The following is a 13938-nucleotide window of genomic DNA, read 5'->3' as shown; positions in this document are numbered from 1 at the left end:
CCGCACGCGGGCCGCACCCCTGGCTACCATCCGCCGCCCCTCCGGGGCTCCAAACAACGGGTCTGTCCTCTGTCCTCTGTCCTCTGTCCTCTGTCCTCTGTCCTCTGTCCTCTGTCTTGAAATCTGTGTCTTCTGCGTAATCTGTGGGTCACTCTCTTCTGATCGCGGCGCTCACCCCCGGCGGCGCAGCCTGAGTGCCTGGGGGGTGGGGGCGCCGTCGCACAGCGGCACGCTCTCGCCCGGCTCGGCCAGCACCTCGGCCAGCGTGGTTTTGCGGAACGCGGCCTCGACGGTCGCCATCGCCGCGTCCATCCGCTTGTGCAGCGGGCACAGCTTCACCCCGTGCGCCGCCAGCCCGAGCGGGCACGACGTGATCCGCTGGATCGGCTCGACCGCGGTCACCACGTCGAGGATGGTCAACTCGTCGGGCGACCGCGCCAGGGTCACCCCGCCGCCCACGCCCCGCTGCGTCTGCACGATCCCCTTCTTCGCGAGCCCCTGGAGGATCTTGGACAGGTAGTCCTTGGGTACCTTCGTCGCCTCGGCGATCTGGGCCGTGGTCCGCGCGTCCGGCGACTCGTACGCGAGGTGCACGATCGCACGCAGCGCGTACTCAACCGTGTTCGAGAACATCCACGCCTCCAGAAAAACCGTCGGACATTCCCCGCGCCGCTTGACAGTCAATTGTAGCGGGTTATAGTTAGCGATGAAATCGGAAATTGGAGTCCGAATTCCGATTTAACCTCTCCGGGGACGACCATGACGCACATCGACGAGCCGCGGCTGGAGACCGACCTCGCGTACCGCTTCGAGTACGTGGCGAAGTTCATCGGGTTCGGGCCGGACGACGTGGCGGTGATCCACGCCGCCGCGCCGCTCCTGGCCCCGCTCGTGCCGGGCCTGGTGGACGCGGTGTACGCCAAGCTCGTGCAGCAGGACGCGACGTGGCGGCACTTCCTCCCGCGGCAGCACGGGTACGAGGGCGCGGTGCCGGTCACGCTCGAGCAACTCACGCTCGACCACCCGCAGATCGCGTTCCGCAAGCAGCACCTGGGCCGGTACCTCTCGGCGCTCGTCACCCGGCCCTACGACGGGAAGATGGTCGAGTACCTCGACGTGGTCGGCAAGATCCACACCCCCGCGGCCGGGAGCAAGTCGATCAACGTGCCGCTCGTGCAGATGAACGCTCTCATGGGGTTCGTGGCCGACGCCTTCACGTCGACGATCCTCGGGCTGAACCTCGACCGCGGGACCGAGGTGAAGGCGCTGCGGGCGTTCGGCAAGCTGCTGTGGGTCCAGAACGACCTCATCACCCGGCACTACGCTGCCTGAAAGCACGGAATTCGAAGCACGAAATCCGAAAGGAAGACCAGTGCTGGTGTCTTCCTTTCGGATTTCGTGCTTCGAATTCCGTGCTTTCGAGCGGCGGTCACTGGCTCCCGAACACGCCGACCGAGATGTTCACCGTCTGGCCCTTGTCGAACGGCCCCTTGTTGAGCGGGAACCCGAGGTCGATGGCCAGCGGCAGCGGCCCGAGGGCCGGGATGTTGAGCCGGAGCCCGGCCCCGACCGCGACGCGGTAGTTGCGGATCTCGAAGCTCCGCTCGACCGTGCCGTGGTCGCAGAACGTCACGAAGTGGAACTTGTCGTTGGCCATGATCGGGATCTGGTACTCGACGGTGTTGAGCCACGCGAACGTGCCGCCGACCGCGTACCCGTTCTCGAACGGCCCCATCCCGCGGAACGTGAACCCGCGGAAGCTCCGGATGCCGCCCCCGTAGAACCGCTCGAACACCGGGGTGTTCGACCCGGCCACGGACACCTGGGTCCGCAGGCCGAGGACGTGCTTGCCGCTCCCGTCCTCGCGGGCCAGCCACTTGTTCGAGAGGAACTTGGTGTACTCGACCGTGCCGACCGGGAACGTGTAGTCCCCGAGCACCTGCTCGAACCCGGCGTCGAACACGCTGCCCGTGGTCGGGTACACGTACGAGTCGCGGGTGTCGCGGGTCACCCCCGGCCGGACCCCGAACAGGAAGTGGTTCCCGTAGTCCTCGCTGATGGAGGCCGGCGCGTCGGGCGGGATGCCGTTGATGCCGACGCCCTCGATCCGGGCCGTGACCGAGGCCCGCCAGATCGCGTCGAGCCGGCGGTCCAGGGTGAACCGGCCGCCCACGCGCTCCTCGTTGTACTCGGCGTACCCCCGCTGGAAGTAGTACCCGGACACGGTCAGGCCGAACGGCGTGTCGAACAGGTACGGCTGCCGCCACGTCGCCGAGTACCGCTGGAACTGGGTGCCGGGCGCGGCCTCGAGCCGGAACTCCTGGCCGCCGCCGCGGAACGCCCGGCCCTGGCGGAAGTCCTCCAGGCTGGTCGGGAACCGCAGGATGTCGAAGTTCCGCTCGTTGAGGGTGATGTTGCCGGTCACGCCCTGGTTCGTGTTGAAGCTGCCGCCGAGCATGAACGACCCGGTCCGGGTCTCCCGCACCTTCACCCGGATGTCCTTGAGCGGGCTGTCGAACTCGTTCTGCACGACCTCGACGGTGGGCGGGTCCTCGGGGTCGAAGATGCCCAGCCGGGCGAGCCGCATCCGGGCGTCCTCGACGGCCGGGTACTGGAGCACCTGCCCGGGCCGGAGGTCGAGCTGGTTCAGGATCACGCTGTCGCGGGTGACCGTGTTCCCCTCGATGGTGACGCGGCCGACGCGGTCCGGCACGCCCCCGTCGTTGAGCACGTCGTAGTGGACCTGGACGACCCCGGGCTGGTTCGGGTCGGCGTACCGCCGCTCCTCGACGGCCACGTTGTTCCCGCGGTTGCCGTAGAAGTACTTGATCCGGGCCTTGTTGGCCTCGGTGAGCCGGCGGTCGTACCGGTCCCCGGGCTTCATCTCGTCGGCCAGCGCCTCGATCTTGTCCTCCGGGTACGACTTCACGCCGTTGATCTGCTTGCCCGCGACCCGGTACTGGCTCCCCTCGGCGATGTGGTACGCGACCCGGACGTGGCTCACGTCGTCGGTCTGCACCACCTCGGGGGTCACCTGCACGTCGAGGTACCCGAGCGCCTCGTAGTACTCGATGAGCTTCTGCCGGTCCACTTCCATCGAGGCCGGGTTGAACTGCCCGCCCATGATCCCGGCGAACTGCTTCTTGGTCACGAGCTGCTGCCGGAGCCGGGCGGTGCTCGCCTTGTCCACGCCGTAGAAGTCGATCCCGGCGACCTTGACCTTCGGCCCCTCGACGATCTGGTACACGACCCGGGTGTCGCCCGGCTTCTTGCCCTCGACCAGCTCGACGGTGGCGAAGTACCGGCCGTCGTCCTGGTACTTGCGGAGGATGGCGACCCGGCCCATCTCGTTGGCCATCGGGTTCATGGGCTCGCCCTTGCGGACCCCGCACAGCTTGGGCAGGTCGCCGACCCCGTGCTGCGCGCCGAGGAACACGATGTCCTGCACCACCCCGTTGAGTTCCGACACCTTCACGATCACCCGGACCCGGCCGTCGGGCTCCTTGACCGTCAGGATCTGGATGCCCCCGGGGGTGAACCACTTGGTGCTGTTCAGCCGCCGCACGTCCTCCTGGATCGCGGCCTCCTCGTAGGCGATCCCGGGCCGGGCGTGCATCACCTGGCGGATCTGCTCGGCCGTGTGGACGTGGTTCCCGACGGGCAGGATCTCGGAGATGATCCGCCCGCTCGGGTTGTCGTCGGCCGCGGCCCGGGGCACCCACAGCAGGACGCCCGCGGCCGTGAGCGCCGCGGCGGCAACCACGGCGGCGGCCACGGGCCACGTCTTGCGGTGGTTACAACAAGAAGGCATGGGGCGTCCTCGGTTCCCATTCGGCGACAAATCATTACGGTGCGTCCGCGGGGCATACGGTCGGCGGGAATTGCTGTCAAGATCGTCAATCGCGGTGCCGACGCGCCGCGGCCCCGGACCGGGCCGCAGCTTACCGGGCTGGCGCCGCTTGCGCAGGGGAGCAACGACGCTGCGTGTGCGGGCCGCCCGTCCCGCCCCGTTACCCCGGTCGATGGTGCCGCGGCACCGAATCTCTTCTCCAGCCGGCCTGTGAGGCCGGTGCCTGGCGAGTCCCACAGGTCCGGCCGTGCTCGGTTGAAATTATCAGGGGTCGGCGGGCCGCCCCCTGCCCCGGACACGGCTCGCGAAATCGCCCCGGCCCAGCGGGTTCGCGGAGGAGTTATTCAGGGACCGGCCTGCGGGGCCGGTGCATTCCCCGGCACCGCGTCGCCCCTCGCGGCTCAACGCGAGAAGATGTGCTTGACCGCCCGTACCGGTACGGTCACACTGGCATTGTTTGGTTGATTCCTCCCGCCGGTGATCTTCGCACGCCCGACTTCTTCGCCCGCCCGCCCTCATCTCGACCCGAGGTGTTTCATGCGCCCTCCCCCCCGTCGCGGCTTCACGCTCATTGAGTTGCTCGTGGTGATCGCCATCATCGCGGTCCTGATCGGGCTCCTGCTGCCCGCGGTGCAAAAGGTGCGAGAGGCCGCCGCCCGGATGAAGTGCGCCAACAACCTCAAGCAGATCGGCGTCGCCGTCCACGGCTACCACGACGTCGGCAGCGGGCTCCCGCCGGCGAGCATCGGCAACATCGGGCTCACCATGTGGGCCGTGATCCTGCCGCACATTGAGCAGGGGAACATCGCCAGCAAGCTGAACATGGACGCGGCCGGCGCGTCGGACGCATGTACCAACAATGCACACATCGACGCCGCGACCTCGGCGGCCTGCACCGCGAACTTCAACGCCCTCAAGGACACGTCGGTCGCGGCCTACGGGTGCCCGACCCGCCGGACCGGGCCGGTCAAGAACGCCAACGGGCTCCCGGTGAGCGATTATGCCATCATCATGGTGGGCGGGAACCGCTGGGAGTTCTGGAGGAACCCGAACACCCAGAAGCAGGCGCTGCGGGTCGCGGTCACTCCGGGAGACACCAACCTGACCGAAATCTCTAACGGTCCGGTGAGCGGCCCCGGCTGGCCGCTCCAGAACCCGAACGGCGGGTGGCGGCCGCGCGACACGTTCGCCCGGATCACCGACGGCACCAGCAACACCGCTATTATCGCCGAGAAGCACATCACGCAGAACTTCCTGGGCAAGTGCTGCAGGGACAACCACGGGCCGAACGGCCGCGACGGGTACATCTACTGGAACCGCGGGAACGGCCCGCCGGCCTACGGCGAGTACTGGGTCGCGGGGTCGGTTGAACTGGGGGTCGCCCGGAACGCGCTGGAGGGCGAGGGGCTCGGCGTGAGCGCCGCGCCGGCCATCGGCAGCTGGCACCCGGGGGTGTGCAACTTCCTGTTCGCCGACGGCTCGGTCCAGGCCGTCAGCGTCAACATCAGCCAGCCGATGCTCACCGCGATCGGCGGCGCCAACGACGGCAACGTCGTCACCCTTCCTTGAACCGGGGGCCGACATGACGCACCTGTACCGCCCTCTCGTCGCACTCGCCGCGTGCGCGCTCCTGGTCGCTCCGGCCGGGTGCTCGCGGGCCGTCCACCCCGTTAAGGGGACCGTCCGGTTCAAGGACGGCACCCCGCTCACCGTGGGGCGGGTCGTGGTCGACTCGGACGACGGGAAGTCGGGCTCGTGGGGCGCGATCCGCCCCGACGGCACGTTCGAGATGGGGACGCTCGCCCCGAACGACGGCGTGCCCGCGGGAACGTACCGCGTGTACCTCACGAACACGACGACGCCCCCGCCCGCCGACCTGAGCGCGCCGTTCACGCCGAAGCCGCTCGTGAACACGAGGTTCAACGACAAGGAGACCTCGGGCGTCGCGTTCGAGGTGCCGAGGGAGACGACGTGGGAGATCGTCGTCGAGAAGCCGTGACGGCCGCGCGCCGCCGGCCGGCGGCGCGTTCCCGAATCGCGACTCTGCCCGTTCGCATCCCGCAAACCGCCGGGCTATAATCGCGGCACCGCTGCCCCACCTCACCCCACCCGGAGATCACGCCATGCGATCACGCACCGGCCCCGCCCTGCTCTTCGTCGCCGCACTCGGCGGTGCCATCGTCCTGTCCGGGCCGCCCCAACGGGTCGCCGGCCAGGAGAAGAAGGACGAGAAGCCGCCGGCGGGCAAGGTCGACCCGGCGAAGCAGAAGGCGGCCGCGGTCGCCACGCTCAAGAAGGCCAACCTTGACAAGGCCGCCGTCGTCGAGACCGACAACTTCCTCATCGCGAGTTCGTGGCCCGAGGAGAAGGCCCGGGCGCTCGGCGGGGTGCTCGAGAAGGTCGTCCCGATCGCCCGCAAGGCGCTCCAGTTCGAGGAGAAGGACGAGGCGTGGCGCGGCAAGCTGGCCGTGTTCGTGCTGCCCGAGACCCGCGACTTCAAGTCGTTCATGCGCGGCGTCATCCAGCGCGACCCGGAGGGCGTGTACACCGACGTCCGGGCCGACGACCCGTTCGTGGTGGACCCGGTGGACGCGCCCGTGAGGGCGACCGACGCGGACCAGTACGCTGCGGTCGCGGCGAGCGTCGCGAACGCATTTCTGCGCTCGCGCGGCAGCACCGCCGCGCTGCCGGACTGGGTGCTCAACGGGTTCGGCCGGGTCACCGCGGCCCGCGCCGCGGGCACGAACTCCGCGGCGTACACGAAGTACCGCACGGCGGCCCGGCTCGCGGTCCTCGGCCCCAAGGGGGGCAAGCCCGCGGCCCTCGGCGAACTGTGGGGCGACACCAAGCCGGCCAACGGCGACGCGCTCGCGGCGAGCCTCGTCGAGTACATGGCCTACGGCCCCGGCGCGGCGAACTTCGTGAAGCTGGTGTTCGCGTACCGCCCGAACGAGAACGGCGACTCGCCCGCGACCCCGCAGGCGCTGGAGGCCGCCGGGTGGAAGGACACCGCCGCTCTGGAAGCCGCGTGGCGGAAGTGGGCCGCGGGGAAGTGAGGTCAGCGCGGAGTGCGGAACGGGGAGTGCGGAATGAAAGACCAAGGAGGGAAGCGCCTCCTGTCTTTCACTCCGCACTCCCCGTTCCGCACTCCGCACTCGTTCAGCACCACTCCGGCGTGACGAGCCACTCGAGCACGCCGCACCCGCGGCCGAGGTCGCCCCGGAGGTGGACGCACGCGGCCCCGGCCTTCGCGAAGCGGACCGTTCCGGTTGCCGCGCCGGTGAGCCACTCCAGGTAGGCGCCGAGGTCGGGCATGTGGCCGACGGCGGCGACGGCCTTGTCCTCGCGGGCCGGGAGCCGGGGGCCGGCGGCCGGCAGCTCCGCGAGCCGGACCGTGAGCCGCGCGGCCCGGAGGCTCCCGATGGCCAGGTCGTCGCACGTCACGGGCCGGGTGCCGGGGGCCCACACGCCGAGCAGCTCGGCCGCGGTCTGGTGCGCCCGGACGAGCGGGCTGGCGGCGAGCGTGTCGATCACGACCCCGCGGCGGGCGAAGGCGGCGGCCAGCGCCCGCGACTGGGCGCGCCCGGCCGCGGTCAGCGGGCGGTCGAAGTCGCGCGTCAGCGCGCCGCCCAGGGGTTCCGCCTCCGCGTGCCGGATCAGGTACAGCCACATGGTTCGTTCCCGCGGGCGAGGGGTGGGATCGAGTATCGGCCGGGCGGGGGCCGGGGGCACGTCGGGAACTCCCCGGTCCCCACTCGGGTTCTTCATTTTCGGCCGGCGCGGCGTAATCGCGGCCCGGATGCCCTTCCGGTTCCGGAGCACAAGTTCTAGATTAGAAGAAGCGCTTGCCCCCTCCACGAAATTGGCGGGGGCTTTCGCGCTTTGCGTCCCGCCCCGTGGGCCGGGCGCAACCCTCTCCGGGGGCAGACCCGAGGACCATTGCGAAGCGATCCATGAAGCGGAACGATATTCGGAACGTCGCCGTCATCGCGCACGTCGACCACGGCAAGACCACCCTCGTGGACCAGATGCTCCGCCAGTCGGGCCTGTTCCGGTCGGAGGAACTCGACAAGCTCGTCGGGGGCCAGCACGGCCTCATTATGGACTCCAACGACCAGGAGCGCGAGCGCGGGATCACGATCCTCGCCAAGAACTGCGGCATCCGCATCGGCGACGTGAAGGTGAACCTCATCGACACGCCGGGCCACGCCGACTTCGGCGGCGAGGTCGAGCGGATCCTGAAGATGGCCGACGGGGCGTTCGTCCTCGTGGACTCGGCCGAGGGGCCGCTCCCGCAGACCCGGTTCGTGCTCCGCAAGGCGTTCGCCGCCGGGCTCAAGCCCATCGTCATCATCAACAAGATCGACCGCCCGGACGCCCGGATCGACGACGTCCACTCGTTCATGTTCGACCTGTTCATCGAGCTCGGCGCGGACGACGAGACGGCCAACTTCCCGATCATCTACGCCAGCGGCCGCAACGGGATCGCGACCACCGACATGAAGGTCGAGCCCAAGGACCTGCGGCCGCTGTTCGACGCCATCCTGGAGAAGGTGCCGGCCCCCGACGTGGACGAGTCCGCCCCGCTCCAGATGCAGGTCGCCGCCCTGCAGTACAGCGAGTTCGTCGGCAAGATCGCCATCGGCAAGGTGTACGCCGGGAAGATCAAGAAGAACCAGAAGGTCACCGTGGTCCGCCAGACGGACGGCACCACGTTCCCGGACGTCGTCGTCCAGCTCCGCGAGTTCGACCGCCTCGCCCAGCGCGAGGTCGACGAGATCCGGGCCGGCGACATCTGCGCCGTGGTCGGGCTCGACGACGCCGAGATCGGCGACACGATCTGCGACTTCGACAAGCCCTCGGCCCTGCCCCCGCTCACCATCGACGAGCCGACCCTCGACATGGTGTTCAAGGTCAACGACTCGCCGTTCGCCGGGCAGGACGGCAAGCCGATGACGAGCCGGGAGCTCCGCGACCGGCTCAACAAGGAGCTGCACCACAACGTCGCCCTCCGCGTGCGGCCCGGCGACCGCGAGAGCGAGTTCTTCGTCTCGGGCCGCGGGCTGCTGCACCTCGGCGTGCTCCTCGAAACGATCCGCCGCGAGGGCGGCGAGATCGCCGTGGGCAAGCCGAAGGTCATCATGAAGGAGATCAACGGCAGCAAGCACGAGCCGTTCGAGCACCTCGTGGTCGAGGTGCCGACGGAGCACCACAGCTCCGTGATCCGCCTCGTGCTGGAGCGCCAGGGCGACTTCCAGAAGATGGAGAACCACGGGACCACGACCCAGTTGGAGTTCTACATCCCGGCCCGCGGGCTCATCGGGCTGCGGACCCAGGTGCTGACCGCGACCCAGGGCACGGCGATCATGCACCACAACTTCCACGAGTACCGGCCCGCCAAGGCCGCGATGCCGGGCCGCGCCAACGGCGTGTACATCTCGAAGGAGACCGGCAAGGTGACCGCGTACGCGACCGAGGACCTGAGCGGCGCGCTGTTCGTGTCCCCGCCCGACGCGGTGTACGAGGGGCAGATCGTCGGCGAGCAGCCCCGCGACAACGACATGGTCGTCAACGTCACCAAGATGAAGCCGCTCACCAACATGCGGGCGTCGGGCAGCGACAAGGCCGCGGTCCTGAAGCCGCCGCGCCAGTACTCCCTGGAGGGCGCGCTGGAGTACATCGAGGACGACGAACTCGTGGAGATCACGCCGAAGTCGGTCCGGATGCGGAAGATGTACCTGAAGGAAGCCGAGCGCAAGAAGATGGGCCGCTCGAAGGGGTGACCGCCCGCGGCGTCGCGGAACACGAGCGGCCGGGCCACGTGTGGCCCGGCCGCTCGCATTGAACCGCTCGCGGCTAGCTCACAGAGCCCGCCCGAGGTGGCGCAGGTTGACGGTGACGCCCAGGGACTTCGGGCGGAGTAACTGGACCGGAATGACCGCCTCGAAGTGCTCGTTGCCGACCGTGACCTCGCAGACGACGGCGTCGTCCCCGCCGCTCCGCTTCACCCGGACCGCCGCGCCCTTCACGAGCGCCACGTCCTGCCCTTCCGTCAGCTCCATGCCGGCCTCCCTGCCAGAGATGCGGGCGAGCCGGGGTCTATAGTCGCTCGCTCGGCGGCGAAAAAGAGGGGACAAGCCACGGTCAGCGGATCGCTCCCCCGGAGTGTCCGCTTGTCGGACAATCGCGGCGACTCGGAGTGCGGGCGGGCCGTCACACGTGCGGCACCACCTCGGCCCGCAGCAACTCCGCGCCTTCGATCAGAGCCCCCAGCTCCTTCACGTCCCCGGCGAGCTTCTTAAGCCGCTCCGGGAAGTCGCTCCTCGTCGCGGCCGGCCGGAACTCGAACCGCAACTCCCCCGGCGCGTGCCCCGGCACCACCTCCAGGCGGAGCTTGCGGTCGGCGGTGAGCACGCTCGCCGCAAACCCCACCGCGGACGCGGCCACGCGAACGGGGTCCGCGCCGGCGGCGATGCGAAAGGCGACGACCAGTTGCACCCGCGGCACCGGGAACAGTTCGATGATTTCCGCCGGCGACGGCGGGCCCGACATACGGCCGGGTTGAGAGGGCCGAGATCGGCTCATGGCTTGCGCTCCGCGGTCGGGCCATGCGGGGCGGCTCGCGGGCCGGGTGACGTGTTCACGATAACCGAATCTCAATCCGCCCGCCAGTTGCCGTCAGAACGCGTGCTGGATGCCGAACCACCACTGCCACGGGCTCGCGGCGTTGATCGTCTTCGCCACGTCGAACCGCAGCGTCGCGCGCTCGATGAAGCTGAACACCGCGACCTCCACCCGCAGCCCGGCCCCGAGCGCGTAGGCCACGCCGCCGACGCTCCGGCCGTCGGCGTACACCGTGCCGATGTCCGTGAACGCCGCGAGCCAAATGCTACGCGCCCCGATCGTGTGGTCGAGCACGTCCCACGTCACGTCCCGCTTCACCGGGATGCGGAGTTCGGCGTTCGCGACCCACAGCGCGTTCCCCTGGCGCTCGGCGAAGTCGAACCCGCGGAACAGCGTGCCGCCGCCCAGCGCGTAGAACTGCCCGTAGTCGGGCCACGCGCCGAGCGTCACCACGCGGCCCGCGACCCGGACGTGCTGGAGCGGCCCGAGGCAGTCGGGCAGCCCGTGGACGGCCGCCAGTTCCAGCCGGCCCTGGCCCATCCCCTTCCACGTGGTGAACTCGGCCCCGCCGGCGGCCGCCATCGCGTCCACCCACACCCCGCACTCCGGGTTCCAGTACGGCGTGTACAGGTTCAACCGGTAGTGGTACCCGGCCATCGACAGCTTCTGGAACCGCTCGCCCTGCGTGGACCGCGGGAACGGGAGGAAGTTGTCCTGGTACGTCGCGAACAGGTCCTGGTACATCAGCGGCGGCAGGTACAGGCTCGACCCGGGCTTCATCACGTCGCGGTAGTACGCGACGGCCCGCTGCGGCCCGCCCGACCCGTCCTGGTTCCCGAACGGCCCCGCGATCCGCCGCTCGTAGTTCAGCCCGAGTTCGTAGTGGTCGCCGAGCTTGGTGGCGCTGGCCCCGAAGATGATGTCGCGGTAGTCGGTGCGGTACGCGGCGTAGGCGTCGGCCTTCCAGTGCTGCGGCTTGTTCGCGCCGGCCCGCAGGCCGATCATCGTCGAGCGGGTGTACCACGGGTCCTGGTACGACGCGCCCCACGCCCACGGCCCGGCGATCAGGTTCACGCGGTCGTAGTCCGAGGTCAGGTCGGCGTCGTCGAGGCTCGTGAGGAGCGGGGTCACCTTGGCGCGGACCGGCGGCTTCCAGCGGTTGTCGTGCGGGTTCGCGTCGAGGATCACGTGGTCCGGGTCGGCCGCGACCTGCTCGGGCTCGCCGGCGAGTTCCACGTCCACCCGCCACTTCTTGTCGCCGATCGGGGTGACGGTCGCGCCGATCTCGGGCAGTGACAGCGGCTTGTCACCGCCGACCGGGACGCGGACGATCTCGCCCCCCTTGAGGGTGAAGCCGATGGTGGTCGGCTCGGTGAACTCGCCCTTCTGCACGACGACCGCGGACGCGGTGACCGTCTCGCGCCCCGTGCCGACGGCCGCGAGGTTCCGGACCCGCGGGCCGGACCGCGGCGACACCGTCACCCCCTCGACCTTCCAGTCCGTGAGCCCCTTGCCGTAGATCCACCGGTCGAAGAAGTCGGTCCAGTCGCGGCCGGTGTACGCCTCCAGCTCGCGCTTGTAGTCGGCGAGCTGCAGCACCCGCCACCCGTACTTCGCGACGACCCCGCGGGTGAAGTCGAGGAACGCGGCCTCGCCCATCTGGTTCTCGATCATCCCGATGGCCATCGACCCGCGGTCGTACGCCCCGGCGAACAGGTTGAACAGGTGCCCGTACTTCGGCAGGTCCTGCGCCGCGGGGTTCATCTCCTGGTTGCGGATCGTGTAATACGTCCCGCCGAACCGGTAGTTCTCGCGGTTGATGTTCGGGAGCCACTGGAGCCCCTGCGGCCACGCGAGCATCGCGTTGTTCTTGCCGTTCTTCTTGTCGAGCAGCTTGTGCGTGAAGAACGCGGCCGACGCCTCGTCCATGAACGGCTCGGCGTACCCGTTGGTGCCGACGTAGTTGTACCACCACTGGTGCGACGTCTCGTGCGACACGAGGTACTCGACGTACCCCCGGGCGAGGTGCGGCATGCCGAACACCCGCTCGTCGATCATCACGAGGCCGGCGCACTCGTTGCCGTTCCAGCCGAAGTACGCCTCGGCCACGGTGAACGACGCGTACGGGAAGTTCCCGAACCACGTCGAGTACACGGGTATCGCCTCGCCGACGATCTTGAGGATCTCGCGGGCGTACCACTCGTGCTCCTCGAACGCGATGCACCGCAGGTTCACCGGCGTGCCGTCGGGCAGGTTGATGTCGGTCGAATACTCGCGGTACCGCGTCGAGCACAGGACCGGGAAGTCGCGGCCGACGAACGGGTCGAGTTCGACCCGCTTGCGGCCGCCGTCGAGCTTCGCCTCCGACTTGATCCGCGGCGACGTGGCGAGCACCTCCCCCTCGGGGAGCGTGACCGTGGCCCGCCACACGCCGGCCTCGTTGAAGAACGGCTGGTGCCACGGGATGAACGGCATCGGCCGCCACCCGGTGTCGTCGCAGAACGCGAGGACCGGGAAGGCGTTCGTCAGGAACGTCACGTCCTTCCAGTAGCCGAGCCGGCCCTGCTTGTTCGGCAGGTAGAACTCGCAGGTGAGTTCGACGACGACCGTTTCGCCCGGCTCGAGCGCGGCCGGCAGCGGGAACCGGAACGTCGTCGGGTTGGTGTCGTCGTACTCGTAGTTCAGGGTCTGGTCGTGCTTCTTCTTCCCCAGGGCGGTCAACTTCGCGGCGGTGATGACCCCGGCCCGGCCCCCGCGGTCGATGCCGATCGACGGCTGGAGCCGGAGCATCTCCAGGGTCTTGGCGAGGGCGAGGTAGTCGCGCCGCGGCACCTGGTAGTTGGGGTAGAAGTTGAACGCGAGGCTGTTGAGCGGCGCTTTGGTGTGGTTCGTCCAGGTGACGCGCTGGTGCAGCGTCGCACGGTGGGCGGCGACGTCGATGTTGAGGTCGAGATCGTACTTCGGGAGGTGCGCGGGCGGTTCGGCGGCGCGGGCCTGGCCGGTCACGAGGAGCGCGAGAACGGCGAGCAGCCGGCCACAGCGCGGGAACGCAAGCTGTCGGTAACCGAGCACGCGGCAGCCCCCTGGATAGGTAGAGAGCCGCGGGTGATAGCGTGTAGCGGGGACGGACGCCAGACTACTTTCGGCTCTTTTGGCGGTTGGCGGCCCGCTGACAGGGGAGCTCGCTCATTTCGCGATTGCCCTCGGGCATCTCCACCTCGTCGGGGACGAGAACCGGGAGGCCGAGCTTCACGGGGAAGTGGCACGAGCAGCGGGAGCAGAGCAGGCCCTGATCGTCGCGGGAGAGCGTGGCCTCGCGCTTGGGATCGAGCGGGCAGCGGAGCTGGGCGAGGAAGGTGTCGTCCATGGGGTACTGCGGGGGGACGTGTGGAAAGCAACACACCCCTGCGGGCTTTCGCCCGCAGGGGTGTGGAGTATATCATTAACAAGTTGGTAGCAGATAG

Annotated in this window: 12 protein-coding genes; 5 read left to right on the top strand and 7 right to left on the bottom strand. The window is 69.2% G+C overall.

The window, feature by feature from the left end:
• Positions 1-171: 171 nt before the first annotated feature.
• On the bottom strand, positions 172-633 hold the full coding sequence (locus ACTIGN_RS10305; protein WP_439623466.1) for an RrF2 family transcriptional regulator: 462 nt from the start codon (positions 631-633) through the stop codon (positions 172-174).
• A gap of 126 nt (positions 634-759) precedes the next feature.
• Here ACTIGN_RS10305 and ACTIGN_RS10300 point away from each other — a divergent pair, with 126 nt between their 5' ends.
• Positions 760-1332, top strand: a complete 573-nt coding sequence (locus ACTIGN_RS10300) for a protoglobin family protein (protein WP_439623464.1) — start codon at positions 760-762, stop codon at positions 1330-1332.
• A gap of 97 nt (positions 1333-1429) precedes the next feature.
• Here the strand turns inward: ACTIGN_RS10300 and bamA are convergent, their stop codons facing one another.
• A complete protein-coding gene (gene bamA / locus ACTIGN_RS10295; RefSeq protein ID WP_439623462.1) occupies positions 1430-3811 on the bottom strand; it encodes an outer membrane protein assembly factor BamA in 2382 nt (793 codons plus the stop codon).
• Between the two features lie 576 nt (positions 3812-4387).
• Between bamA and ACTIGN_RS10290 the strand changes: the two genes are divergently transcribed.
• The 3 genes from ACTIGN_RS10290 to ACTIGN_RS10280 all read left to right on the top strand — a co-directional run bounded on the left by ACTIGN_RS10290 (position 4388) and on the right by ACTIGN_RS10280 (position 6906).
• A complete protein-coding gene (locus tag ACTIGN_RS10290) occupies positions 4388-5419 on the top strand; it encodes a DUF1559 family PulG-like putative transporter (protein WP_439623460.1) in 1032 nt (343 codons plus the stop codon).
• Positions 5420-5432: 13 nt separating this feature from the next.
• A complete protein-coding gene (locus ACTIGN_RS10285) occupies positions 5433-5849 on the top strand; it encodes a hypothetical protein (RefSeq protein ID WP_439623458.1) in 417 nt (138 codons plus the stop codon).
• A 124-nt stretch (positions 5850-5973) separates the two neighbouring features.
• A complete protein-coding gene (locus tag ACTIGN_RS10280; protein WP_439623456.1) occupies positions 5974-6906 on the top strand; it encodes a hypothetical protein in 933 nt (310 codons plus the stop codon).
• Positions 6907-7009: 103 nt separating this feature from the next.
• Here ACTIGN_RS10280 and ACTIGN_RS10275 read toward each other — a convergent pair whose 3' ends face one another.
• The gene (locus tag ACTIGN_RS10275; RefSeq protein ID WP_439623454.1) at positions 7010-7522 is read right to left on the bottom strand and encodes a SixA phosphatase family protein; all 513 of its coding nucleotides are present in this window, start codon (positions 7520-7522) and stop codon (positions 7010-7012) included.
• Positions 7523-7803: 281 nt separating this feature from the next.
• On the opposite strand from ACTIGN_RS10275, the gene typA reads away from it, so the two are divergent.
• Positions 7804-9633 (top strand): translational GTPase TypA, encoded by a 1830-nt coding sequence (typA, locus tag ACTIGN_RS10270; RefSeq protein WP_439623452.1) that lies wholly within the window; start codon positions 7804-7806, stop codon positions 9631-9633.
• Between the two features lie 78 nt (positions 9634-9711).
• Here typA and ACTIGN_RS10265 read toward each other — a convergent pair whose 3' ends face one another.
• The 4 genes from ACTIGN_RS10265 to ACTIGN_RS10250 form a co-directional block, all read right to left on the bottom strand.
• Complete coding sequence (locus ACTIGN_RS10265) at positions 9712-9912, bottom strand: hypothetical protein (RefSeq protein ID WP_439623450.1); 201 nt, start codon at positions 9910-9912, stop codon at positions 9712-9714.
• Between the two features lie 151 nt (positions 9913-10063).
• Positions 10064-10402: a hypothetical protein gene (locus ACTIGN_RS10260; protein ID WP_439623448.1), complete on the bottom strand. Its 339-nt coding sequence runs from the start codon at positions 10400-10402 to the stop codon at positions 10064-10066.
• A 126-nt stretch (positions 10403-10528) separates the two neighbouring features.
• On the bottom strand, positions 10529-13546 hold the full coding sequence (locus ACTIGN_RS10255; RefSeq protein ID WP_439623446.1) for a M1 family aminopeptidase: 3018 nt from the start codon (positions 13544-13546) through the stop codon (positions 10529-10531).
• 64 nt (positions 13547-13610) lie between these two features.
• Positions 13611-13841 carry a Trm112 family protein gene (locus tag ACTIGN_RS10250; protein ID WP_439623444.1) on the bottom strand — a complete coding sequence of 77 codons (231 nt, stop codon included), beginning with the start codon at positions 13839-13841 and terminating at the stop codon, positions 13611-13613.
• Positions 13842-13938 lie beyond the last annotated feature (97 nt).

Source organism: Gemmata sp., from assembly GCF_051859125.1.
Taxonomy (GTDB): Bacteria; Planctomycetota; Planctomycetia; order Gemmatales; family Gemmataceae; genus Gemmata.
Note: the sequence above shows the minus strand (reverse complement) of the source record. Positions and strands in the feature narration are given on the sequence as shown.